Origin of the sequence: Mycolicibacterium chengduense, from assembly GCF_033741155.1 — a bacterium.
In the GTDB taxonomy this organism is placed as follows: domain Bacteria; phylum Actinomycetota; class Actinomycetes; order Mycobacteriales; family Mycobacteriaceae; genus Mycobacterium.
In genome coordinates, this window is the sequence record NZ_JAWQNH010000005.1 from 535,353 (window position 1) to 559,729 (window position 24,377).

21 protein-coding genes are annotated in these 24,377 nt (G+C 66.7%); 11 read left to right on the top strand and 10 right to left on the bottom strand.

Annotated features, from left to right (window positions below):
• The first annotated feature begins 349 nt into the window (after nt 1-349).
• Nucleotides 350-2,413: an acyltransferase family protein gene (locus SBI67_RS20975; protein WP_318982404.1), complete on the top strand. Its 2,064-nt coding sequence runs from the start codon at nt 350-352 to the stop codon at nt 2,411-2,413.
• Between the two features lie 41 nt (nt 2,414-2,454).
• Here SBI67_RS20975 and SBI67_RS20980 read toward each other — a convergent pair whose 3' ends face one another.
• Nucleotides 2,455-3,471, bottom strand: a complete 1,017-nt coding sequence (locus SBI67_RS20980; RefSeq protein WP_318982599.1) for a sensor domain-containing diguanylate cyclase — start codon at nt 3,469-3,471, stop codon at nt 2,455-2,457.
• A gap of 178 nt (nt 3,472-3,649) precedes the next feature.
• Here SBI67_RS20980 and SBI67_RS20985 point away from each other — a divergent pair, with 178 nt between their 5' ends.
• Together SBI67_RS20985 and SBI67_RS20990 are read left to right on the top strand one after the other, a co-directional pair.
• Nucleotides 3,650-4,432 (top strand): SDR family oxidoreductase, encoded by a 783-nt coding sequence (locus SBI67_RS20985; protein ID WP_318982405.1) that lies wholly within the window; start codon nt 3,650-3,652, stop codon nt 4,430-4,432.
• A 3-nt stretch (nt 4,433-4,435) separates the two neighbouring features.
• Entirely contained in the window at nt 4,436-5,242 is an 807-nt protein-coding gene (locus SBI67_RS20990; RefSeq protein WP_318982406.1) for a hydroxypyruvate isomerase family protein, read from the top strand.
• Nucleotides 5,243-5,314: 72 nt separating this feature from the next.
• Here SBI67_RS20990 and SBI67_RS20995 read toward each other — a convergent pair whose 3' ends face one another.
• Complete coding sequence (locus SBI67_RS20995; protein ID WP_165576373.1) at nt 5,315-5,464, bottom strand: hypothetical protein; 150 nt, start codon at nt 5,462-5,464, stop codon at nt 5,315-5,317.
• A 184-nt stretch (nt 5,465-5,648) separates the two neighbouring features.
• Complete coding sequence (gene poxB, locus SBI67_RS21000) at nt 5,649-7,379, bottom strand: ubiquinone-dependent pyruvate dehydrogenase (RefSeq protein WP_318982407.1); 1,731 nt, start codon at nt 7,377-7,379, stop codon at nt 5,649-5,651.
• Between the two features lie 153 nt (nt 7,380-7,532).
• Between poxB and SBI67_RS21005 the strand changes: the two genes are divergently transcribed.
• Together SBI67_RS21005 and SBI67_RS21010 are read left to right on the top strand one after the other, a co-directional pair.
• Complete coding sequence (locus SBI67_RS21005; RefSeq protein ID WP_318982408.1) at nt 7,533-7,796, top strand: hypothetical protein; 264 nt, start codon at nt 7,533-7,535, stop codon at nt 7,794-7,796.
• Nucleotides 7,797-7,820: 24 nt separating this feature from the next.
• On the top strand, nt 7,821-8,588 hold the full coding sequence (locus tag SBI67_RS21010) for a DUF2127 domain-containing protein (protein WP_318982409.1): 768 nt from the start codon (nt 7,821-7,823) through the stop codon (nt 8,586-8,588).
• Here the strand turns inward: SBI67_RS21010 and SBI67_RS21015 are convergent.
• From SBI67_RS21015 to SBI67_RS21025, 3 genes are read right to left on the bottom strand one after another with little or no spacing between them, the layout of a single operon-like run.
• Entirely contained in the window at nt 8,585-10,045 is a 1,461-nt protein-coding gene (locus SBI67_RS21015) for an AMP-binding protein (RefSeq protein WP_318982410.1), read from the bottom strand. The two genes, SBI67_RS21010 and SBI67_RS21015, sit on opposite strands and share 4 nt — an antisense overlap.
• Before the next feature lie 44 nt (nt 10,046-10,089).
• Complete coding sequence (locus SBI67_RS21020; protein ID WP_318982411.1) at nt 10,090-11,256, bottom strand: acyl-CoA dehydrogenase family protein; 1,167 nt, start codon at nt 11,254-11,256, stop codon at nt 10,090-10,092.
• Nucleotides 11,257-12,489: an acyl-CoA dehydrogenase family protein gene (locus tag SBI67_RS21025; RefSeq protein ID WP_318982600.1), complete on the bottom strand. Its 1,233-nt coding sequence runs from the start codon at nt 12,487-12,489 to the stop codon at nt 11,257-11,259.
• A gap of 350 nt (nt 12,490-12,839) precedes the next feature.
• Between SBI67_RS21025 and SBI67_RS21030 the strand changes: the two genes are divergently transcribed.
• Entirely contained in the window at nt 12,840-13,592 is a 753-nt protein-coding gene (locus SBI67_RS21030) for an FAD-binding protein (RefSeq protein WP_318982412.1), read from the top strand.
• On the opposite strand, the gene SBI67_RS21035 is transcribed toward SBI67_RS21030, so the two are convergent.
• The 3 genes from SBI67_RS21035 to SBI67_RS21045 are packed head-to-tail and all read right to left on the bottom strand — an operon-like array spanning nt 13,589 to nt 18,323.
• A complete protein-coding gene (locus SBI67_RS21035; RefSeq protein ID WP_318982413.1) occupies nt 13,589-15,433 on the bottom strand; it encodes a bifunctional diguanylate cyclase/phosphodiesterase in 1,845 nt (614 codons plus the stop codon). The genes SBI67_RS21030 and SBI67_RS21035 overlap by 4 nt on opposite strands.
• Before the next feature lie 26 nt (nt 15,434-15,459).
• Nucleotides 15,460-17,583: an Rv1355c family protein gene (locus SBI67_RS21040; RefSeq protein WP_318982414.1), complete on the bottom strand. Its 2,124-nt coding sequence runs from the start codon at nt 17,581-17,583 to the stop codon at nt 15,460-15,462.
• Entirely contained in the window at nt 17,580-18,323 is a 744-nt protein-coding gene (locus SBI67_RS21045) for a hypothetical protein (RefSeq protein WP_318982415.1), read from the bottom strand. Before SBI67_RS21045 ends, SBI67_RS21040 begins: the two co-directional genes overlap by 4 nt.
• 408 nt (nt 18,324-18,731) lie before the next feature.
• Here SBI67_RS21045 and SBI67_RS21050 point away from each other — a divergent pair, with 408 nt between their 5' ends.
• A complete protein-coding gene (locus SBI67_RS21050; protein WP_318982416.1) occupies nt 18,732-19,187 on the top strand; it encodes a MaoC family dehydratase in 456 nt (151 codons plus the stop codon).
• Here the strand turns inward: SBI67_RS21050 and SBI67_RS21055 are convergent.
• The gene (locus SBI67_RS21055) at nt 19,175-20,350 is read right to left on the bottom strand and encodes an acyl-CoA dehydrogenase family protein (RefSeq protein ID WP_318982417.1); all 1,176 of its coding nucleotides are present in this window, start codon (nt 20,348-20,350) and stop codon (nt 19,175-19,177) included. The genes SBI67_RS21050 and SBI67_RS21055 overlap by 13 nt on opposite strands.
• Before the next feature lie 103 nt (nt 20,351-20,453).
• On the opposite strand from SBI67_RS21055, the gene fabG reads away from it, so the two are divergent.
• The 4 genes from fabG to SBI67_RS21075 are packed head-to-tail and all read left to right on the top strand — an operon-like array spanning nt 20,454 to nt 24,310.
• Nucleotides 20,454-21,194 carry a 3-oxoacyl-ACP reductase FabG gene (gene fabG / locus SBI67_RS21060; RefSeq protein WP_318982418.1) on the top strand — a complete coding sequence of 247 codons (741 nt, stop codon included), beginning with the start codon at nt 20,454-20,456 and terminating at the stop codon, nt 21,192-21,194.
• Nucleotides 21,194-22,420: an acetyl-CoA C-acetyltransferase gene (locus tag SBI67_RS21065; protein WP_318982419.1), complete on the top strand. Its 1,227-nt coding sequence runs from the start codon at nt 21,194-21,196 to the stop codon at nt 22,418-22,420. The genes fabG and SBI67_RS21065 overlap by 1 nt, the downstream gene beginning before the upstream one ends.
• Nucleotides 22,417-23,610: an acyl-CoA dehydrogenase family protein gene (locus tag SBI67_RS21070; RefSeq protein WP_318982420.1), complete on the top strand. Its 1,194-nt coding sequence runs from the start codon at nt 22,417-22,419 to the stop codon at nt 23,608-23,610. Before SBI67_RS21065 ends, SBI67_RS21070 begins: the two co-directional genes overlap by 4 nt.
• Nucleotides 23,594-24,310 (top strand): GntR family transcriptional regulator, encoded by a 717-nt coding sequence (locus SBI67_RS21075; RefSeq protein ID WP_318982421.1) that lies wholly within the window; start codon nt 23,594-23,596, stop codon nt 24,308-24,310. Before SBI67_RS21070 ends, SBI67_RS21075 begins: the two co-directional genes overlap by 17 nt.
• Nucleotides 24,311-24,377 lie beyond the last annotated feature (67 nt).

Below are 24,377 nucleotides of genomic sequence, written 5' to 3' on the forward strand. Positions count from 1 at the left end.
CACCACCGCCGAGCCTGCCCTGTCAAGGACACCGGCGGGCCGACTGGGCGTGATGCGCGCCAGAAGCGGCGGTGTTCGGCTCGGCAGTCGACACGTGTCGAAAGTTGCCAAAGCTTCATGAGCGTGTCGAGTTCGCGGCAATAGATGCACGAGATCCGCCTGCTGGGTGTGTCAGTCATGTCGAATGAGTCTTAACTGAAATTGCGTTTGCGGGTGTATTTGCCGGAGGTGTGCTGCGGCTCGGTGGCGTGCCGGATGTGGCCAGTTCAACGGACCATTCGTCGGTTGGCGCGGGGGTCGCCTATCCTTCGCCCGTGCTGCATTTTCCGTTGCTGAAGCGATCCCGCGCGTGACCGTGCCGCAGCTCTCGGCGCCGATGAGCGGACGATCCAAGCGCCTCGACATACAGGGCATGCGTGCCATCGCCGTGGCTCTGGTCCTGCTGTTCCATGCCGAGATCCCCGGTTTCGGTGGTGGTTACGTCGGCGTCGACGTGTTCTTCGTGATCTCAGGGTTCCTCATCAGTACCCACCTGCTGGAAAGCCTGCAGCGCAGTGGCCATATCGGGTACAGCGCCTTCTATGCACGACGGGCGCGGCGTCTGCTGCCGGCCGCATTCCTCGTCATCATGGTCACGTTGATCGCGGCGACGGTCGTGGTGTCGCCCGTGCAGTTCCGCTATGTCGTCAAAGATGCGGTGGCGGCCGCGTTGTACGTTCCCAACCTCTTGTTCGCCTATAACGCGACCGACTACCTTGCGGAGAAGACACCCTCGCTGTTCCTGCACTACTGGTCGCTCGGCGTGGAGGAGCAGTTCTATCTGGTGTGGCCCGTCCTGCTGGCGCTGGTGTTCGGGCGGTTCGCGCTGCGGTGGCGGTTCGGCTTGACGCTCGTGGCGCTGACCGGATCCTCATTCGTGCTGTGCGTTTGGCTGACCGGATTCTCCCAGGCGAATGCGTTTTTCATGCTGCCGGCGCGGATGTGGGAATTCGGGCTCGGCGCCTTGGTGGCCTTTGGTGTGCTCCAGCGGGGCCAGATTCTGCCGACTTCGATTGCCCCGCTGGCGGGTTGGCTGGGTTTGGGCGCCGTTGTCGCCGGGGGAGTGCTCTTCTCCACCGCCACCGAGTATCCCGGCTATGCGGTGGCCCTGCCCGTCGTCGGGGCGGCGCTGTTGATCGCGGCCGGGCCCGTCGCCCGCGGTCCCGCTGCCGTCTTGAGTGTTCGTCCGCTCACCTGGCTCGGTGACATCTCCTACTCGCTGTATCTGGTGCACTGGCCCGTGTTGATGCTGCCGGTCGCCGCGACCGGTTATATGCAATCCCTGCCGCTCTGGCTGCGCGCGGTCGCGGCGACTGCATGCATTCCGCTGGCCTGGCTGCTCTACCGCTATGTGGAACAGCCGGCTCAACGAGCCGCATGGCTGACCGGCGCGCGTCCACGCCGGACCTTCGCGGTGGCCGCGGCCGGGATGGCCGCCATCGTCGTGGCCGGGGCGACGGCCGTCGGGACGTTGCACCCACCCCTGAGTGCGGGCAAGCCTGTCGCCCTTACGTCGTTGAGCATCAAACCCGCGGGCACGCCGTACGTCCCGGACAATCTCAACCCGGCCCTCGACACCGCCGAGAGTGACCAGCCCGTCGTGTACACCAACGGCTGTCACCGGTCGCAGTGGTCCACCGATGCGGCGGGCTGTGTGGCCGGGACCAATCCGGCAGCGCCCCTGGTGGCATTGTTCGGCGATTCCCATGCCACCCAGTGGTATCCGGCTCTGTCGGCGCTCGCCGAGCGTGGGGTGATACGGCTCGACAGCCATACCAAGAGTGCGTGCCCGGCTGTCCCGATTCCGATCGCGCACTACGCGGCATGCGCGGCCTGGCGTAGCGCGGTGATCGACAAGCTCGCCGAATCGAAGCCCGACCTGATCTTGCTCGCCGGGTATCCGCGCAACTATCTGGGCCGCGTCGACGACCCGGTCGGCGCCTGGGGGAGCGCTTTCGCCACGCTTCTCGATCAACTCCCACCGGCGGCCCGCGTCGGAATCTTCGCGGATACGCCGTCAACCGGTGTCACACCGTCGATCTGCCTGGGGCGTTTCGTCGACGACGCGGGTCGCTGTGCGCTGCCGCGTGGCGTCGCACTCGACGAGGACATCCGGGCGACCGAGCGTCAGCTGGCAGCCGCCCACTCGGTTGGCTACCTGGACTACGCCGACTATCTCTGCAACGACGCGATGTGTCCGGCGATCATCGGGAACACGTTGGTGTATCGCGACGGTTCGCATCTCACGGCCAGGATGAGCGCCGAACTGGCGCCGCTGGTCGGTGCCGACACCATCGACCTGCTGCCGCGCCGGCAGAGCCCGACCGACGGTGGCGCCGGTCCACAGATGGTCGTTCGGCAGCCCGGTGGGTGATCGCCGACTGGCTTCGTCGAGAGCGGGACAGCCCCGTCGGATCAGTCCGCGGTCCTCGTGTCGGGGATGGTCCGCTTCTCCACGTACATCAGCTCATCGGCACGGGTCAGCAGTGCATCCAGTGAGTAGCCGCCCGTCTCGGTACTTGCCAGACCTACGCTCGCCGACATCGCGTACGGGCGAGTCGCCGACTCGTTGAAGATCCGAAACGCCTCGGACAGCCGGTCTTTGAGCCATGCCGGATCAGTGCCGGGCTCCATGATCAGCGCGCAGAACTCGTCCCCGCCGATCCGGCCGAGGATGTCGGATTCACCAAGCGTGGTCCGCAGCACCTCGGCCACATCGCTGATCAGCGAGTTCCCGGCATCATGACCCAGCACGTCGTTGACCTTTTTGAGCCCGTTGACGTCGATATAGGCAAGCAGGCACGGATGGTTGTTGCGGCGTGCGGCGCGTAGCGCAGACTCGGCCAGGAGATAGAACCCGCGCCGATTGTTGAGTCCGGTGAGATCATCGGTCGCGGAAAGCTGCCGAATCTCGTCGTTGGCTTTTTCCAGCGCGGCAGTGCGATCCCGGACCCGACGTTCGAGCTCGGCATAGAGCTGGATGTTCTCCATCGCGATCGACGTCGAATCGGCCAGGGCCTGAAGCAGCGCCACCTCACGAGCAGTGGCGCTGCGCTCGGTTGCCCAATAGGTGCCGATCGCCCCGACCGGACGCATTCGGCGAATCGGCACCATCACCAGGCTCTTCACGAACGTCGGGCGGTAGGCCGCATGCGGCACCCGGTCATCGCCATAAATATTGGGGATGACGGCCGCCGCGCCGTTGAGCATCACCCATCCGCTGACACAGGTCGCCAAGGCGAACCGGCTGCCTTTCCACAGCGGGGCGATCGCATATTCGTCGGCGTAATAGCACGTGTCGCCCTCCCTCAGCACGAAGGTGGTGCCGTCACAGCCGACCACCTCCCGCGCCGCGTGCCGAACGATGCGCTGAATCTCGGGCAGGCTGCGCGCCAAGGACAGCTCCTGCACGGCGTGCAGCAGTCGCTCCATACCGCGGAGGTAGTCATCCTCGGAGAACTCGTCATCGTCGGAGGCGAATATGTCCAGTGGTGCGTTCACCCGCACCTCCGAAGCGAGAACTGGACCACAAAAATGGGCACGGCTTGGCTGGCGTCACATTAGCAGACTTTCGCCGGCGCGCCAGGGAAGTCGTATCCGGCCACTGGCCATGCCTGAAAAGCGTTGGGGTGGTCCGGCTTCGTGTGAGAATTCCCCGGTGACCAAGGTTGTCGTCATCACCGGCGCCGGTAGCGGAATCGGCCGTGCCACGGCGAGGGTTCTGCTCGACGCGGGGCATCGTGTCGTGCTGGCCGGCCGCCGGCCCGGCCAGCTCACCGAAACCGCCGACGGCCGGCCCCATGCCCGCGTCGTGCCCACCGATGTCACCGATCCGTCGTCGGTACAGGCCCTGTTCGCCGACACGGTGTCGGCTTTCGGCCGGGTCGACGTGCTGTTCAACAACGCCGGGATCTTCGGGCCGTCCGCGTCGATCGCCGATATCGACACCGAGGCGTGGCACACCGTGTGGCGCACCAACGTCGACGGCTCGGTGTTCTGTGCCCGCGAGGCGGCCCGCGTCATGGCCGCACAGCTGCCCCGTGGTGGCCGGATCATCAACAACGGCTCGCTGTCGGCGCATCGACCGCGGCCGAAAAGCCTGGCCTACACCGTCACCAAACATGCGATCAGCGGGCTGACGGCGTCCATGTTGCTGGACCTGCGGGATCTCGACATCTGCATCACCCAGCTCGACATCGGTAATGCGGCGACCGACATGACCGCCGGATTCAGTGAGACGTTGCAGGCCAACGGAACCCTAGCCGCCGAGCCTACTTTCGACGTCGAGCATGTCGCCCGGGCGGTGGCTCATCTGGTCGATATGCCCCTTGAGGTTTCGGTGCCCGAGTTGACGGTGATGGCGCGCGCCATGCCGTACTACGGGCGGGGATGACCCGTGAGCGCCCACTACGTCGTGAACTGTTCGATCCTGTTGACCCAGCTGCCGCTGCTGCAGCGGCCGCAGGCTGCACGCGATGCGGGGTTCGAGGCAGTCGAATTCTGGTGGCCTTTCGGCGATTCGGTGCCCGGTGATGCCGAGGTCGACGGCTTCGTCCGGGCTGTCGCCGACGCGGGGGTGGCGCTGGTGGCGCTGAACTTTGCCGGTGGTGACATGGCTGCGGGGGAACGTGGCTTGCTGTCCGCCCCCGCCCGGCGGGCCGAGTTCCGGGACAACGTCGATGTCGCGATCGGTATCGCGCAACGATTGGGCACCAAGGCATTCAATGCGCTTTACGGTAACCGGATCGACGGGATGTCAGCCGAACTGCAAGACGAGGTGGCGACCGAGAACCTGGCTCATGCGGCAGCGCGGGCCGACACGATCGGCGCGGCCATCCTCGTGGAACCGCTCAGCGCGGTGCCCGGATATCCACTGCGCACGGCTGCCGACGTGGTCGCGGTACTGGACCGGGTCGGATCGCCGTCGGTGCGACTGCTGGCCGATCTCTATCACCTGACGGTCAACGGGGATGATCTCGGCGCGGCGATCGAGACTTACGCCGACCGTATCGGGCACGTTCAGATTGCCGACGCGCCGGGCCGCGGAGCGCCGGGCACCGGCACGGTCGACTTTGCCACCCACTTCGCTCACCTGAAGCGTCGTGGCTATCGGCGCCATGTCAGCCTGGAGTACGTGTCCACCGACCAGGACCCCTTCGGGTGGTTGCCGCCGGATCGGCGCAGCGCCGACCCGTGGCAGTAACCGAAGACAAATCAGAGCCGGGGCCCGCACGGGCCGCCGGCTCTGTCTGTCTGATTGTCGTCGATCAGCGGATCAGCGCACCGAATCTTCGAGTTCGTACCGCTGCGCCACGGCGATCAGTTCCTCGCGAACCGTCGAGTGGGGCATGGCGTTGATCCGCGCGTAGAGGCGCCGCCGGTTGTTGGCACGCTTCACGTCGGCGCGAAACTTCGCGAAAGACATTCTTCTCACTCCTTGAAAGTGCCCCCGGGTTACGGGGGCTTTCGTTGTCATCGTCGTCCACAGATTGGGGATCACCCGATAGGTGGAACACCTCGATGGTGCTTGTTAATTCTGTGTAAAGCAACTTTCGCGGTGTGAGATTCGATACAGCTCAACAGAATTGGCGTGTCCGCCGTCACACTCTTCAGTCGAGGATGCGGCGCGCCACGTTGGTGGTCATCAGGTCCAGCAGTTCGTCGGCGCGTCCGGCCATGATGGTGCGGATCGCGTACAGCGAGAAGCCCTTTGCCTGTTCGACGGTGATCGCCGGCGGAATCGACAACTCCTGCCGCGCGGTCACCACATCCACCAAGGCGGGTCCGTCGTGGGCCAGTGCCTCACTCAGCGCGGACTCCAGGTCGGCCGGGTTCTCCACCCGCCGCCCGAACAAGCCGAGCGATTGGGCCACGGTGGCGAAGTTCGGGTTTTGCAGGTCGGTGCCGAAGGTGACGATGCCTGCCGCCTTCATCTCCAGTTCGACGAAGTTCAGCGACGAGTTGTTGAACACGACCAGTTTGACCGGCAACCGGTTCTGGACCAGGGTGATCAGCTCGCCGAAGAGCATGGCCAGTCCACCGTCGCCGGCGAAGGCCACCACCTGCCGGTCCCGGTTGACGGTCTGCGCGCCGATCGCCAGCGGCAGCGCGCACGCCATGGTGCCGTGGTTGAACGAACCCAGCAGCCGACGCTTACCGTTCATCGTCAGGTACCGCGCTGCCCACACCACCGGTGAACCGACGTCGACGGTGAACACCGCGTTGTCGGCGGCCAGCCGATCGGCGACGGCCGCGACGTGCTCGGGGCGGATGGGGGTGCGGTCCCGGTCGTTGACGGCCAACTCGTCGAGCCGGCGCCGGGTCTTGCGGTAGTGATTCAGGGAGCGGTCGAGGTGGGTGCGGTCATGCCGGGCGGTGAGCAGCGGCGCCAGGGCGGCCAGCGTATCGGTCACGGAGCCCACCAGCCCGAGATCGATCGGGGTGCGCCGACCCAGATTGCGGCCACGGATATCCACCTGGATGACGGTGGCGTTCTCCGGATAGAACTGCCGGTAGGGGAAGTCGGTGCCCAGCATGAGCAGCACATCGGCTTCCTTGATGGCCTTGTAACCGGAGGCGAAGCCGAGCAGACCGGTCATGCCGACGTCGTACGGGTTGTCGTACTCGACGAACTCCTTACCGCGCAGGGCATGCACCACCGGAGCCTGCAGGGTCTCGGCCAGTTGCACCAGTTGGTCATGCGCGCCCTGCACGCCCGCCCCGGCCAGGATGGTGATATTGCTGGCGCCGTTGAGGATCGACGCCGCCCGCCGCAGTTCGTCGTCGGAGGGGCGGATCACGGGATGGGTGGGCAGGACCGGTGTGACGCGCACGTCGGTGATCTTGGACAGGAAGATCTCACCGGGGACCACCACGACGGCGACGCCGTTCTCCTCGACCGCCGCGCGCATCGCCATCTCCAGCACCCGGGGCGCCGACTCGGCGGTGGTGATCAGTTCGCAGTACACACTGCATTCGCGGAACAGCTCCTGCGGCCGGGTCTCCTGGAAGTACTGCGACCCGATCTCGGCTTGCGGGATGTGCGCGGCGATCGCCAGCACCGGGACCCGGCTGCGCTGCGCATCGAACAGTCCGTTGATCAGGTGCAGGTTTCCCGGTCCGCAGCTGCCCGCACACACCGCAAGCCGTCCGGTGAGGGCCGCGTCCGCGGCTGCGGCGAATCCGGCGGCTTCCTCGTGTCGCACATGCTCCCAGGTGAAACCGTCTGATCGCCGGATCGCGTCGGTCAGCCCGTTCAGGCTGTCTCCCGGTAATCCATAGATGCGCTGCACCCCGCTGGCGCGCAGGGTCGACATGACGTGATCGGCGACTGTGGTCATGTCCTCAACCCTAGGCGCCGGGCGATTCCCGCACCGGGAGTCGCGTGCCGGTGTCCGGCCGCGCGAAGTTTGGGATCGGTAGTGATCCTGGCGCCTTGTACTTGCCGTCATGACGACGCCATCGGGGCGGAGCATAGGAAAGGACACCCAGACATGAACATCGTTCCCGCTCGTATCCAAGAACAGATCAACCGCGTCGACCGATCGCGCGCCATGGTGCTCGCCATCGGCGCCGGCCTGACCGTGCTGTGGTCGGTTTACCGGCTCGTCTGGCTCGTCTACTCGGCCTCGGTGCTGGCGGGGGTGGGTTGGTCGCCGATCGCCCTGATCTTCCCGTTCGTGCTGTGGACTGCGATCGGTGTTGCCGCGGCGATCGCCGGGCTCGGCTTTCTGAACCGCTACAAGCAACCCGAGTAACGGTGCGCCGGTAAGGTCGCCGGCATGGTGAATTTCGCGCTGCGGTCGTGTGGCCTGCGCGGGCATGCCACGTTCGCGCCCGACGAGCCCGAGCTGCGTGAGCGGCTGCGCGTGGATACCCCGGTCGGCGAGGCGTGGCGTTGCCTGCGCTGCGAGACGTTCGTCGTCGGACCGCCGCGCGGCCACGGGCCTGCCGACACCGCGCCCGAGGTGCCGCGTGGCCGGCTGCTGCGGGACCGCACCTTGATGCGAATCCTGGCCGCCGAGCGGGTTATTCGCGCGCTCCTGCTGTTCCTGGCCGCCGGCGGGGTGCTCAAGGTCCGCGGTGAGCGTGAGCATCTCAAGCAGGCTTTCGAACAGGAACTGCCGTTGCTGCGCCCACTGGCCGACCAGATCGGCTGGAACCTGGACGATTCCAAGATCATCCGGCATATCGGCGAGGCGTTCTCGCTGTCGGCGACGACGCTGCTGTGGATCGCGGTCGGCCTGGCCGCCTACGCGTGCACCCAACTGGTGGAGGCGGCCGGGCTGTGGTTGATGAAGCGCTGGGGTGAGTACTTCGCGGTGGTGGCGACCAGTGCCTTCCTGCCGCTGGAGATTTACGAGCTGACCGAGAAGATCACCGTGCTGCGGGTGGCTGCGGTGGTCATCAACATCATCGCCGTGGTCTGGTTGCTGTGGAGCAAGCGGCTTTTCGGACTCAACGGGGGCGCCAAGGCGTATTGGGCCGAGCATCACACCGAGAGCCTGATGAGCGTGGAACGGGCCGGCCTGGAGCGTGCAGCGCCCTAAGTCATCCGGTCCCGGGCATACCGACGCACCGCCGCTTTCGCGATCTTGCCGTTACTGGTGAGCGGGAGCTCGTCGACGAACAGCACGTGCCGCGGCCGTTTGAAGCCGGCGAGGCTGCCGCGCACCTGGTCGACCAGCTCTTCGGCGGTCACCGATGCTCCGGGCTGCCGGACCACCACAGCGCAGATCGCCTCGCCCCAATACGGGTCCGGAACACCCACCACCGCAACCTGTTCCACGCCGGGGTGCCGGCACAGCACGTCCTCGACCTCCCGGGAGGACACGTTCTCGCCGCCGGTGATGATCACGTCCTTGAGCCGATCCGATACCACCAGCCGGCCGTCGCCGTCGAGATGACCGAGATCGCCGGTGTGCAGCCAACCGTCGACGGTGGCGGGCGTGTCGGGCCAGTAGCCGGCGGCGACCTGTGCGCCGCGGACCAGGATCTCCCCGACGGGGCCGGGACCGGCGATGCGGATCTGCACGTCGGCGTGCGGCCGCCCCGCCGTCGCCAGCACCGCAGGGTCCCCGGACCGGTGCTCTTCGGGCCCGAGAAAGGTGACATTGCCGCCCGTTTCGGTCATTCCGTAGCCCTGGTGGAAATCGACGCCCAACCGGGTGATGGCCCGCTCCAACAGATCGGCCGGGATCGCCGCCGAGCCGTACGCGATATCGCGCAGGGTGGGCAGGTCGCTGCCGGTCTCGTCCAGATGCGCGAGCAGGCTGTGCAGCATCGTCGGCGCCAGCGAGCACGCGGTGACGCCGTAGGCGTTCACGGCCGCGACGAACGTATCCGGGCGGAACGCGGGCATCGGCAGCACCGTCGCGCCGGCGCCGTGGTGCACCAGCATGTTGTAGCCGGCGATATGGCACATCGGGAACGGCAGCAGGTACGTTCCGCCGGGGCGCACCGACCGGCCGGCGATCGTTCCCCGCGCGGCGGCCAGCAGTGTCCGGTGGGTGTGGATGACACCCTTGGGCTCGCCGGTGGACCCGCTGGTGAACAACAGCCAGGCCGGATCGTCCGGCTCGGGGGACACGTCGTCACTTCCCTGGGCGGAGTCGTGCCATTCGATGTCGTCGAACGAAACCAGCGGCAGGCCGTTCCCGGACAGCGGTGTGAGATAACGCGGGTCGCCGATCACCTGTGCCGGGCGTACCGAATTGAGCTGGGCCAGATGTTCTGCGCTGCTCAATCGTTGGTTGATCAGCACCAGTGTGCGTCCGCTGCGGGGCACACCGTAGTAGAGGCGCGCATAGTCGGCGCTGTTGTCGGCAATGACCGCGATCCTGCCGCGTGGTGGGCTGTGCGCTGCGATCCATGCGGCCGTGGCGCGGATCTGATCGTCGAACTGCGCGAAGCTGGCCGATACTCCCTCCGGGCTGACGATGGCCGCCCGGTCGGGCGTCGCGACGGCGTTCGTGCTGATCAGCTCGTGCAGCAGCTGTGCGGTCATGGGCCCCGATCGTGCCATGGTCGCCGTCGAACGCGGTGTGGGCATCACGCCCTGGTGAGCGCGGCGTACCGCGCGACGTGAAAGTCGGTGGAACCGAACTCGTACTGCACCGCGGTGAGGCGCTTGAAGTAGTGCCCGATGGCGAGTTCCTCCGTCATCCCCATGCCGCCGTGCAATTGCACCGCATTCTGGCCGATGAACCGGGCGGCCCGCCCCACCGTCGCCTTGGCCGCGGACACCGCCCTGGCCCGCTGGTCGGGCTCGGCCTGAAGGTTCAACACGGCCAGATATACCGCGGCCACCGCCTGCTCGAGTTCGATGTGCATGTCCACCATTCGGTGCTGCAGCACCTGGAAACTACCGATCGGCGCGCCGAACTGCTGACGCTGCTTGCTGTATTCGATGGTGTCGGCCAACACCTTTCGCATGTTCCCGACGGCTTCGGCGCATACCGCGGCGGCGCCCTCGTCTCGCGCCTGCGCCAGCGACGGCCAGGCGGCTCCCTCCTCGCCGAGCAGAACGGCGCGGACCCCGTCGAGCAGGACGTCGGCTGCCCAGCGGTCATCGACGGTGCGGACCTTGCGCACGGTGAGTCCGGTGGTGTCACCCCCGAGGTCGACGAGGAACAACGACAAGCCGGCCGGCGTCGACGCGGTGACGATCAGGTGGGTCGCCAGGGGAGCGTTGAGCGCCATCATCTTTGCGCCGTCGAGCAGCCAGGCGTCACCGTCGCGGCGGGCGGTGGTGGCCACCTCCTGCCAGCGATCACCCGACTGCGCCTCGGCGGCAGCCAGCGCGACGATCGCCTCACCGGCGACCAACTGCTGCAGAACTTCGCTCGCCTGGGCACATTTCCCCGTCGCTTCGCTCGCCTGGGCACTTTTCCCCGTCGCTTCGCTCGCCTGGGCACGCAGCAGCAGGCCACCGGCGACCACGGCGGTATCCACATAAGGCTCGACCACCAGTGCGTAGCCCAGCGCCTCGGCGATCACCATGATTTCGACGGGGCCGCCGCCGATTCCGCCGACCCGCTCGGGAAGGGCGGCGCCGAGGATGCCGAGTTCGTCGGCGAACGCCCGCCAGATGTCTGGTTGCCAGCCGGCACCCGTCTTGGCGGCGGCCCGGCTGGACTCCAGGCGGTACCGGGTCGACAGAAACTTGGTGAGGCCGTCGCGCAGGAGTTGCTGCTCGTCGGAAAGAGTGAAGTTCATTTACAGTCCCAACTCCGCCTTGGCGAGGATATTGCGCTGAATCTCGTTGCTGCCGGCGTAGATCGACCCGGCCCGGTCGTTGAAATAGCGCAGCGGGGCGACGGCCTGCCACGGCTCCCCGCTCAGATACCCGTCGTCGGGTACGACGAAGTCGGCGATCGGCCCGCCGGGGCAGGCGGCGTGTGGCTGGTAGGCGCGGCCGCGGGGACCGGCAGCCTCCATCAGCAGTTCGGTGAGCACTTGGCTCAGTTCGGTGGAGATGATCTTGAGCATCGACGATGCCGCCCCCGGATGCCCGCCGCCGGCCAGCGCCGCCAGTACCCGGTATTCCAGGATTTCGAGCACCTCGGTGCGGATGCGGGCGTCGGCCAGCTTGCGGGCGAAAGCCGGATCGTCGATGAGTGCACCACCGGCCGGACCCGGTTGTGCCGCGGCCACCTCGGCGATCTGCTCGGCCATCACCTGAAGGGCGGGGGCGGTGGCGCCGCCGCCGCGTTCGAACTCCAGCAGATACTTCGCCACGGTCCAGCCGTCGTCGATCCGGCCGATGACGTTGGCTTTCGGCACCCGTACATCGTCGAAGAACACCTGATTCTGTACCTCTTCACCGGAGGTCATGACCAGCGGCCGGATCTGGATGCCGGGTGTGGTCATGTCGATGAGGACGAAGGTGATGCCCTGTTGCTTCTTGCCGGTCCGCGAGGTGCGCACCAGGGCGAACATCCAGTTGGCCTCGGTGGCGTGCGTGGTCCAGATCTTGCTGCCGGTACAGACCAGGTCGTCCCCGTCGGGTATTGCGGCCATGGACAGCGCGGCCAGATCCGAACCTGCCTCCGGCTCGGAATAGCCCTGGCAGAAGAACACCTCGCCGGTCAGGATGCGCGGGAGGAAGAAGTCCTTCTGTTGCTGGGTGCCGAATTTGATGATGGCGTGCGCGACCATCCGGATTCCCATCGGGGACAACGACGGTGCGCCGGCAAGCTGCGATTCCCTGCTGAAGATGTAGTGCTGGGTGAGGCTCCAATCGCAGCCCCCGTACTGCACCGGCCAGGCGGGCGCTGCCCAGCCCCGACCGTGCAAGATCTGTTGCCAGTGCATGCTGGCCTCATGATCGCTGTAGACGCTGGTCATCAGCCGCCCCGCCCGCTGTAGCTCGGGGGTGAGCTCGGCGGCGAGGAAGTCGCGCACCTCGTCGCGGAAGGCGGAGTCCGCCGCCGACCAACTCATGTCCATCCCTGCCACCTCTTCTCCGTCGGATATGTAACTATGTTATATAACTGGCCTCTCCTGACGTGGCGGATCGCCCGGATTTACCCAGGCCTGGCCGATTCTGCGGTGCTATCTTCATGGCGTTGCCGCGGTCCACGTTGGCAAACCCCCTCGATCCCCGGCGTGGACCGCGGCTCCTCGGGCTGGAATGGGTCGTCGCCCCACCGTGCCGTGCCGATCGGGTACTTTCACATGTGTTGATTACCGGAACGGCCGCGACGCTCGCGGCTGCCCGACCTCATCGCCACTGTTGCTCAAGGCCAATTGCGTACGCGGCGATCGAAATCGAGCAACTGTGAGGACGCTAACGAGAAATGTGGGACGACGAAGTTGGGGTGCTGGCCGTCGGTGCAGGCCCCGGTGGGCAGGCCTATGCGGCCGTCGCCGCGGACGCGGGGCTCGACGTCCTGATCGCCACCCCGCCGGCATCCGCTCCGGGCGCGGCGCCGGGGTCCCGCGGATGGCTGCCGTTCATCGACGACTCGCTGACCGAGGAGTACCTGTCCGAATTGACGGCAGGCGTGACGGCGCCGGGCGATCCCCCTTCGGTCGACCTGGCCGTCCGGACCGTCTACACCGCGCCCCCGCCGCGCTCCGGTAAGGCGGTAGTGCAGACCTTCGACGGGGCACAGCTGCCGGTGTGGGCCGCGACCTGCCTCGCGTCCCGATACGGTGCCGTGCTCACCACCGTCGATCATTGGCCGTCCACCCGGCGCACGTCGGACGGACGCTCGGTCGGGGTGGCCGCGCTCGGCGGCGCGGACGGCCGTGCGGTGTCGGACTGGATGGCCGACGCGGTGCGGGAGCGCGACATTCCCGTGCTCGGCGACGCGGCGTTGCGGCGGCTGGTGTTCGACGACGACGGACGACCGTCGGGGGCGGTGTTCGACACCCCCGACGGGGACTACGCGGTGCATGCCCGACACGGGCTGGCCTTGGCGCCGGCCGTCGTCGCGCCTTTGCCTGCGGTGCCGGTACCGGCCGACGGCGAGTTCGCACTCGTCGGCCTGGCCGGGAGCCGGTTCGTGCGGCTGGAACTGGTGCATACCGACGGCGTGTTCGGCTAAGGCCGCCACCCCGTCGAAAAATCGACCGAGACACCCCGTTGACGCAGTAAAGACTCCATCGCGTCGCTGGAAATCGGGCGCGACAGCAGAAAACCCTGGGCGCGGTGGCAACCGTGCCGCAGCAGTGTCAGCGCCGCCGAATCGGTCTCCACCCCTTCGGCGATCAACTCCAGCCCGAAGGCTTCGGCCAGCGCGATGATGGCCCGGACGATCGCCAGATCGCCCGGGCTGGCGCCAAGGTCCTGGACGAAACTCTTGTCGATCTTGATCGCGTCCACCGGCAGGGTCTTGAGCAGTGACAACACGCTGTATCCGGTGCCGAAGTCGTCGATGGCCACCTGCACACCCACGTCGCGCAGCCCGGCCAGGGTGATGCGGGCTGTCTCGATGTCCTGCACCACGACGCTCTCGGTGATCTCCAGGCACACCGAGCTGCGTGCCAGCCCGAACTCGTGCAAGATGCCGGCCACCGATTCCACGAAGCCGTCGCCGACCAACTGGACCGGCGACACGTTGATCCGCAGCACCGTGTCCCGACCCAGCCCCTTGGCCTGCCACCGCGCGAAGTCGGCGCACGCGGTACGCATCACCCAGCGGCCGAGTTCCCCGGCGAGGTTGATGGATTCGGCCACCCCGATGAACGAGTCCGGGGACAGCAAACCGCGCGTCGGATGCTGCCAGCGCAGCAGCGCCTCGGCGCCGAGGACCTGTCCGGTACGCATATCGATTTCGGGTAGATAGCGCAGGAACAGTGCACCGGACTCCACGACGTTCTGCAGATGCAGCTCGATATCGTTGCGGAATTCGTTCTCCAGCTCCATCGTGTCGGAGAACACCGCGACCTGGTTGCCGCCGTTGCTCTTGGCGGTCAGCACGGCCTGATCGGCTCGGCGCAGCAGGTCCGAGGTGGTGTCGCGGCCGGGGACGCCGAGCGCAACGCCGATGCTCACGGTGCGCGTGAGCATTTCACCGTCGATGGGCACTCGTTCGCGAAGCACGGCCTGCAGTCGGTAGGCCAGTTCCTCCGCTTCCGCGGCGGTCATCACAGCATCCGGGATCACCACGAATTCGTCACCGCCGAGGCGCGCGATCATGGCGGGGCCGACGGCCGTGGCCAGCCGCTCGGCCAGCACCCGGATGAACCGGTCGCCCGCGATATGCCCCAGATAATCGTTGATGGCCTTGAGCCTGTCGAGATCGAAGAACAGGGTCACCACGGGACCCGACCGGCCGGCCCGCAGTCGCTCGTCCAGATGTGCGGTCAGGGCGCGGCGGTTGTGCAGTCCGGTCAGATCGTCGTGCTCGGCCAAGAAACGCAGCCTGTCCTCGGCTTCGGTCCTGGCCTGCACCTGGGCGAACAGCGAGGCGATGGCCATCAGGGCGTTGAGTTCTTCTTCGCTCCACTCCCGGACCCCAACCTTGACGAAACCCAGCACCCCGGTTGTCACTTCGCCGGACAACAGTGGCACGCAGGCCATCGAGGTGGTGGGGATGTGCCGACCGGATTCGATGGTGCGCTGATAGTCCGACGTCTTGTTGGGGTCGAATACGGCCGGCTCTTTCAGGGTTTCGGCCAATTTGAACACCGGGTCGGCGTCGGCGAAGTAGATCAGCGCCAACGGGTCGGGGCCCTCGCCTTCGGGTCTGGGCGGCCACTCGGCAACCAGGCGGGTGGCGTGGATCACATGATCGTTGTGGCGCAGGAAGCTGAAATCGACGTCGAAATACTTGACCAGTTGGGCGAGGACCTCCCGACTCACCGGGGTGGCCGTCGCCGAGTCGACCGCGATGAGCTGCGTCGCGACCGCTGTGACGAGAAGCTCCAGGCTGGGTCGCGGCACCTCTACCTCTTGTGGTGGCGTCGCCGTCACGGCGCCGCGGTCTGGCGGGGTGGACGCTGACGGCGGCTCCGGACCGTGGGAGGCGGAGCATCGGTGATTCGGAACACCAATGCTTGTGCCTCCTGCGGCCCAGCACCGATCAGCTTCCGGAAAGTGTATTGCAGGGAACGCAGTTCATCGGTGAAGGCCGGGGCCAACGCGTCCAGTTCGCGGTCGTCGTGAGCGTAGAGGAAGGCAGGGGAGATGGGCTGCACGGCCAGGCCGTGCATTTGGGCGGTGATCCATACCGCTTCGACGGCCTGTCCGGCGAGTGCGTAATCGGAAAGAGTGTGTCCAGAGAACGAAATGGCAGCCAGCGCAGCACTCGCCATGACCCGGTCGCGGGTGTTGTCACCCAAGGCGCCGCCCGCGTTCCAACGCGCCAGCCGCGCCATCACATCCGGCCGGCGCAACACCTCGAGCACGGCCAGGTCGGAGGGCGGCAATTCCAGTCCGCGCACGTCGATTCCGAACTCTGGGCGGGGATCTCCTGGCCACCAGAGTTCGGAGAACATCTCCGCGTGCAGCTTCGGGGTGAGGTAGCGGATACGGTCCGCGGCGGCGAGCACCGCGGCCCCCGTTTCGATGTGCTCACGGTCGGTGAGCAGATGCAGGTGGGCGCCCAACCCGGCGGCGGTGCTGCGCAACAAATCCGCCACGTCGGACGAGATTTCCCGACCGGTGCCGTGATGCCGGTTGGTGGCACGTTCGTGCATCGGGCCGTACAAATCAGCCAGATTCGGCTCGGGCGTGTCTGTGAGCGTGATGACCGCCTCCAGCGGGGAGCGTTCCCCGCCGGCCCCGGTCCGCACCTCGGTGCCGCGGCCGCGCGCGGCGGCGGCGACGCGCGCGTTGAACACCGCGGCGCCCAATGCGACGGCACTCCCGCGGAATTCGACATCCATCATGGTGGTCCGCTCCGGATCGACGCGTACCGTCAGGGAGTCCGGCCCGATATCGATCTGCCAGGGTTGGGCGTTGCCTCCGGACGGCGCGCGGCTGGCGGCGACCGCCATGAGCGCGGGCACCGACGCCGGCTCGTCCGCCTCCAGGTCGTCGGCCACCTCTGCGGGGTTGCGCGGCTGTGCCGCATAGGGATCGGCGGACTCTGCCAGGTGCGCTCCGATATCGATGCGGACCCGGCCGGACGGCAGCGCCTCGCCAGAGCCGATGCGCCGCACCGCCTCGGCGATCAACGCGGCGCCGAGGGTGACCTCACCAGCCAGTTGCGGCCAGGTGGACAAGGTCTGTCCCACCTCACACAACGATGCCGCCATGCGCTCTGACAGCTGCCCGGCGTCGAGGATGCCCAACACGTAAGGCACCTTGTCGGCGCTGCTGAGGCCGGCCAGATCGGTGGTCTTCACGTTGCCGAGCAATCCGTGCAGGATGGGGCGTCCCGGGTCGAGATCGAACCGTTCGACATCGATCAGGCCGCGGTCACTGGTCGCCATCAGCACCGGGATGTGCCGGGCGCGGGCTGCCTCGCGGACAAGCACCTTGGTGTCGAGGGAGTCGCACACCTCGATGAGGATGTCCAGGCCGTCCAGGAAAGGGCCGATTGTCTCGGCCGTGATGCCCGACGTGTCGGCGTGCACAGGGAGGTAGGGATCGACCTCGGCAATTCGGCGTGCGGCCACGATGGCCTTGTTCAGGCCCTCGTCGAAAACCGTCGCGGGCACCCTGTTGAGATTGCTCAGTTCCAGATCGTCGAAGTCGGTCAGTCTCAGTTCGCCGCAGACCCCCTGGGCGGCGAGGGTATGGGCGATGACATGGCCGACGCTGAGCCCCACCACGCCGATGCGCAACTGCCCGAGGTGGTGTTGCTCGTCGAGCGTGATCAGATTGCGGTTGCGGTCCAGCCGAACCCGCCGGAAACCCCGCGGGCCGAGCATCGCCACCACGGCGCGCCGCCACGGGAAGTAGACCCACCGCGGCGACTCGCCGAGGATGTCGTCCGCCGGCACGGGGTTCAGCGCGTGCAGGACGGCACGCTGGGTCTCCCGGTTGTCGACGAACTCGATGTCCGGGCGGGCCCGCAGCTGCCGGAGCAGCTCGGCCTGGTCGGAGTGGTCTTCGGACAGAACGATCGCATTGCCCGGATCGGTCACGCTTCGCTCCCGGCTGCAGTGTCCTCGTCAAGATCGGTCATGAGGGGCAACAGAATTCGCGACTCGGCGAGAATCGTCGAAATCTGCTGGGGCTCTGCGGAGCGGGTGAACTCGGCACGGTCCCACCACATCATCTTGGTCTGGTATCTGGCATCCGGGTATGGGGTTGCGGGGATGCGGGAGGCGACGATACCGCCGGAGGACCGCCACCGGTCGAGTACGTGATCAGCGGCAGTGGCCATCGCGAATTTGGCGCCGAGGATCGCTGTCGCGTGCAGCGGCATGCGAGCCAGGGCGGCGGTCAGGAAGCGTCCGCGGTCGTGCTTGCCGGCCCAGGCTGTCTTGATCTCCACCACGCCGAACGGAATGCGGTCGGCGATCATCTTGTGCACCGCGGCAAGCCCGGGTTGGCCGGCCCATTCCACCACGGCGTGCGCTTGTCCGGCGTCGACATAGGGCCCCTGTGCGCGCACCCCTCCCACCAGGATTCCGTCGGGATCGATCGCGGCGAGGAACAGCGATGTCATCGCCGGATCGCGGAGAACACCCTCATCGACGGCGCACTCGGCACCGTGGCCTCGGTAACTGGTCATCGCCCCGTCGACGAAGTCGTCCCAGAGCTCGGGTTCGGCCGCCGGGGTGCTCATGACCAGCGTGCAGCCGGTGGCATCGTCGTGCCAGTGCGCAGTCGTGGTCGCCGCCGGTGCCGGCGCCGCCGCCTCGGCCAAGGAAGCCCTCATATGTACCCCGATCGAGTCGCCGGCACCGCCTCCGCGGTGACGTGCATTTTCATGCTTATTCAAATAGGTCAGTTAAGTATCGTCATATTTAGGGTTTATTCCAGAGGGAAGTTCTGTCCGGAAATGCCAACTATTTGCTGGTCGCATATCGGGGGTTGACCAGCAATGTGCGCGCGCGGGTCTTCTATTGTTTCGGCGTCAATTAACGTACGCGGCGTCAAGGTTACGGCAAAAATTACCGCCTGTGTCAATACTTGTCTGGTCAAACCGCTGACCGGGGCAGCAGACCCTTCGCGGGCCCGCCCGTTGTCGCCGCCGCGGCATCTGTGCGAACTTGAGGGGGACCCCGGTGATCGGTCGGCACGGTCAGCAGGCTATGCATGAACCCGTATCTCGAGAGGAGAAATTGTGAAAATCTTCGAAGACCTCGGCGAGTTGATTGCGGGCGCCGGCACCGAACTCGGTCCCACCGAATGGCTGGAGATCACCCAGGACCGGGTGAACCTGTTCGCCGACGCCACCGAAGACCATCAGTGGATCCACGTCGACCCCCAACGCGCCGCTGCCGGACCGTTCGGCGGGCCCATCGCGCACGGCCTTCTGACGCTGTCGCTGCTGCCGCATTTCTCCCACCAGCTCTACCGGGTGGAGGGCATCAAGCTTGCGGTGAACTACGGCTACAACAAGGTGCGCTTCGTGAGCCCGGTCAAGGTGGGAGCGAAGATCCGGGCCCGCGGCGTCGTCACCGATGTGGCCGCGCCCGCCGAGGGCACCGCCCAGGCCACCGTGACCATCACCGTCGAGATCGAGGGATCGGACAAACCCGCCGCGGTGGCCGAGTCGATCATCCGCTATATCGCCTGAGCCGCCTTGACGAGGGCGCCACCGATGATGAGCCGCTGGATCTCACTGGTGCCCTCGTACAGGCGGAGCAAGCGCACCTCGCGGTAGATGCGTTCCACCGCCACCTCGCGCATATACCCACTGCCGCCGTGGATTTGGACCCCCAGATCGGCGACCTTGCCGGCCATTTCGGTGCAGTAGAGCTTTGCCGCCGATGGTGCGATGCGGCGATCCGCACCCGACACCCACAGCCTGGCCGCTTCCCGGACCAGTGCCCTGCCGGCCATCACCCCGGTCTGCTGGTCGGCAAGCATCGCCTGCACCAATTGGAAGCTGCCGATCGGGGTGCCGCCCTGGGTCGCGGTGGCGGCGTAGGCCACCGACTCGTCGAGGACGCGCGCCGCGCTGCCCACCGCCAGCGCGGCGATGTGTATCCGGCCGCGGGCCAGCGTGGTCAAGGCCGCCCGATAGCCGATGTCGACACTGCCGCCCACCAGGGCGTCCTCGCCGACGCGGACCTCGTCGAAGCTGACGTCGGCGGTCCAGGCGCCCTCCTGGCCCATCTTCGCGTCTTTGCTGCCGACCGAGACACCCTGGGCATCGGCGGGCACCAGGAACACGGCGATCCCCGCGCCGTCGGCATCGGCCGGGCGGGTGCGGGCGAACACCACGAACAGATTCGCGGTCGGCGCATTGGTGATGAACCGCTTCTGGCCGCTGATCACCCAGTCGTGGCCGTCTCGCACCGCCTTTGACCGCAGGCCCGCCGGGGTCGAGCCGGCGCCCGGTTCGGTGAGTGCGAACGACGCCACCACGTCCCCGGCGGCGATGCCCGCCAGCCACCGGGACTTCTGCTCATCGGTGCCGAAGCCGACCAGGACCTGGCCCGCGATGCCGTTGTTGGTGCCGAACATCGACCGCAGCGCCAAGCTGGTGTAACCGAATTCCATCGCCAGTTCGACGTCCTGGGTCAGGTCCAACCCCAAACCGCCCCACTCCTGGGGGATGGCATAACCGAACAGCCCCAGGTGCTTGGCCTGGTCGCGAAGATCGTCGGGCACCCGGTCGGCGGTCATGATCTCCACCTCGCGGGGGATCACCTGGGTGCGGATGAACTGGCGCGTGGCGGCGAGGATGTCGGCGAAATCCTTGTCGCTGACTTCACTGCTGACCGTGGACGTCATGGGTCGGACTCCTGACTTGCTGCGCCGGGGACTCAGATTTGGTGCAAGAAATATCATATTTTATGTTGAGACCCAGTCGTGAGGTCCCGGAGGAAGGAAGTCGATGGCCCTGCTAGACGGTCGCACCGCGGTGATCACCGGTGGTGCGCAAGGAATCGGATACGCCATCGCGCAGCGATTCGTCGCCGAAGGCGCCAGGGTGGTCTTGGGCGACCTCGATCCGGAGGCGACCGAGGCCGCGGTGGCCACCCTCGGCGGCTCCACGGTCGCCCATGCCGTGCGTGCCGACGTCACCGACGCCGCAGCGGTGCAGGCCCTGGTCGACGCTGCGGTCGAGACCTTCGGCGGCTTGGACATCATGGTCAACAATGCCGGGATCACCCGCGATGCCACGATGCGCAAGATGACCGAGGAACAGTTCGACCAGGTCATCGACGTGCACCTGAAGGGGTGCTGGAACGGCACCCGGTTGGCGGCCAACATCATGCGTGAAGCGAAAAGCGGCGCCATCATCAATATCTCGTCGATCTCCGGCAAGGTCGGCCTGGTGGGGCAGACGAACTACTCGGCGGCCAAGGCCGGTATCGTCGGCCTGACCAAAGCCGCGGCCAAGGAGGTCGCCCATCTCGGCGTGCGGATCAACGCGATCCAGCCCGGGTTGATTCGTTCGGCGATGACCGAGGCCATGCCGCAACGTATTTGGGATCAGAAGCTGGCCGAGATCCCGATGGGTCGGGCCGCCGAGCCCAGTGAGGTCGCCTCGGTGGCGACGTTCTTGGCCTCCGACATGTCCTCGTATATGACCGGCTGCGTACTCGAAGTGACCGGCGGGCGGCACATCTGATGCCCGTGGCCGCGGACACGGTGGTGATCTGCGAGCCGGTTCGGACTCCCATCGGTCGGTACGGCGGGATGTTCGCCGCGCTGACTGCCGTCGAACTCGGTGTCGCGGCGCTGCGGGGACTGTTGCAGCGCACCGGTATCCCCGCCGATGCCGTGGAGGACGTCATCCTCGGACACTGCTACCCGTCTCCGGAGGCTCCCGCGATCGGCCGGGTGGTGGCCTTGGACGCCGGACTACCGGTCACCGTCCCCGGCATGCAGGTGGACCGTCGCTGTGGATCCGGTCTGCAGGCCGTCATCCAAGCCTGTTTGCAGGTCGGCAGCGGCGCCAACGGTCTGGTCGTCGCGGGCGGTGCCGAGTCGATGAGCAACGTGGCGTTCCACTCCACCGACATGCGCTGGGGTGGCGCTCGCACCGGTATCCGCGTGCACGATGGCCTGGCCCGTGGCCGCACCACGGCCGGCGGCAAGAACTATCCCGTGCCCGGCGGCATGCTGGAGACCGCGGAGAATCTTCGGCGGCAGTACGGTATCTCACGCGTCGAACAGGACGAGCTCGCCGTGCGTTCACACCAGAAAGCCGTTGCCGCCCAACGGTCCGGTGTACTTGCCGAGGAGATCGTGGCCGTCACCGTGTCGTCGAGATCCGGTGAGCAGTTGATCGACACCGACGAGCACCCCCGTGCAGACACGTCGGTGGAGGCGTTGAGCGTTCTGAAACCGGTTCTGCGGAAGCAAGATCCGCAGGCAACGGTGACCGCGGGAAACTCCAGCGGACAGAACGACGCTGCGTCGATGTGCATCGTCACCACGGCCGCGCGCGCTGCCGAACTGGGCCTACGACCCCTTGTCCGCTTGGTGTCGTGGGGGCTGGCCGGGGTGGCACCCAACATCATGGGTATCGGCCCGGTGCCGGCGACCGAGGTGGCGCTGCGTCATGCCGACCTGACGCTCTCTCAGATCGACCTCATCGAACTCAACGAGGCGTTCGCCGCGCAGGCGTTGGCGGTGCTGCGGGAATGGAAATTCACCGAGACGGACATGGAGCGCACCAACGTGCGCGGCTCCGGGATCTCGCTGGGGCACCCGGTCGGCGCCACCGGTGGCCGGATGCTGGCGACGCTGGCCCGCGAACTCGACGCCCGCGGAGCCCGGTACGGGCTGGAAACCATGTGCATCGGAGGCGGCCAGGGACTGGCCGCCGTGTTCGAACGGATCGTCGCATGACCCGCTTGGCGCAGACCCTCGGCCTGACCGAGGTGCAGGCCGAAATCGTCTCGACGGTGCGGCAATTCGTCGATCGTGAGATCATCCCGAACGCGCAGGAACTGGAACACTCGGACACCTACCCGCAGGCCATCGTCGACGGGATGCGGGAAATGGGACTGTTCGGGCTGATGATTCCCGAGCAGTACGGCGGGCTGGGGGAGTCCCTGCTGACCTACGCGCTGTGCGTGGAGGAACTGGCCCGCGGCTGGATGAGCGTCTCCGGGGTGATCAACACCCATTTCATCGTCGCCTACATGCTGCGCCAACACGGCACCGACGACCAGAAGCAGCGTTACCTGCCCCGGATGGCCACCGGTGAGGTGCGTGGCGCCTTCTCGATGTCCGAACCCGAACTGGGTTCCGACGTCGCCGCCATCCGCACCAAGGCGGTCCGCGGCGCCGACGGCAACTACACGATCAGCGGGCAGAAGATGTGGCTGACCAACGGCGGCAGCTCGACCTTGGTGGCTGCGCTGGTGAAAACCGAAGAGGGAGCGGCCAAACCGCACCGCAACCTGACGGCATTCCTGATCGAGAAGCCCGCCGGCTTCGGCGAGGTCAAGCCGGGGCTCACCATCCCGGGCAAGATCGACAAGATGGGCTACAAGGGCATCGACACCACCGAGCTGATCTTCGACGGGTACGCCGCCGCCGCCGACGACGTTCTCGGAGAGGCCCCGGGACGCGGCTTCGTCCAGATGATGGATGGTATCGAGGTGGGGCGGGTGAACGTCTCGGCGCGCGCGTGTGGTGTGGGTATCCGGGCGTTCGAGCTGGCCGCGCGTTACGCCCAGCAGCGGGCCACGTTCGGCAAGCCGATCGCCGAGCATCAGGCGATCGCCTTCCAACTCGCCGAGATGGCCACCAAGGTCGAAGCCGCACATCTGATGATGGTGAATGCGGCGCGGCTCAAGGATTCCGGTGAACGCAACGATATGGCCGCTGGCATGGCCAAATACCTTGCCAGCGAGTTCTGTTCGGAGGTCACCCAGCAGAGCTTCCGGATCCACGGTGGCTACGGCTACTCCAAGGAGTACGAGATCGAGCGGCTGATGCGTGATGCGCCCTTCCTGTTGATCGGGGAGGGCACCAGTGAAATCCAGAAGACCATCATCAGTAAGAACCTGCTCGATGAGTATCGCGTCTGAGCCGCCATCCGGGCGAGCGGAGCGACGGGGAGAACCCGAATTCGTCGACCGCCCACAGCTTTCCGACGATGTCGCGCGGGTGGTGCGGCGCCGGATCTTCCATGGCACCTATCCGGCCGGGGTGTACCTGCGGTTGGACCAACTGGCGGCCGATCTCGGCATCAGCGTGACGCCGGTGCGCGAGGCGTTGTTGAATCTGCGTGCCGAGGGCCTGCTGGTGCAGCACCCGCGCCGTGGGTTCATGGTGCTGGAGGTCACCGCCCGCGACATCGCCGACGTCGCCAACTTGCAGGCCTATATCGGCGGCGAGCTGGGGGCTCGGGCGGCCGCCACTATCACCGATGAACAGGTGGCCGAACTCACCGCCATCCAGGATGCACTGGAAAAGGCCTACGAGCACCACGATCTGGATCGCACCGTGCGGCTGAACCATGAATTCCACCGGCTGATCAACGTCATCGCCGATTCGCCGAAGCTGACCCAGATGATGTCCGTCGTCACCCGCTACGCGCCAGAGTCGGTGTTCCCCACCATGGAGGGCTGGCCGGCCCAGTCGATCCGGGACCATCGCACGGTGATCGACGCACTGCAGCGGCGTGACGGGGACATGGTGCGCGCCGCGATGGCCGAACATTTCACGATAGGGGTCCGGCCGATGACCGAGCACCTCACCCAGCGAGGCGTGATCCGGCCCGACTGAGGTGCTCGCTTGCGCGGATCGATCCGCCCCGAGCGGGGTGTCGCGGCTGAAACGGCACAAACGCCGA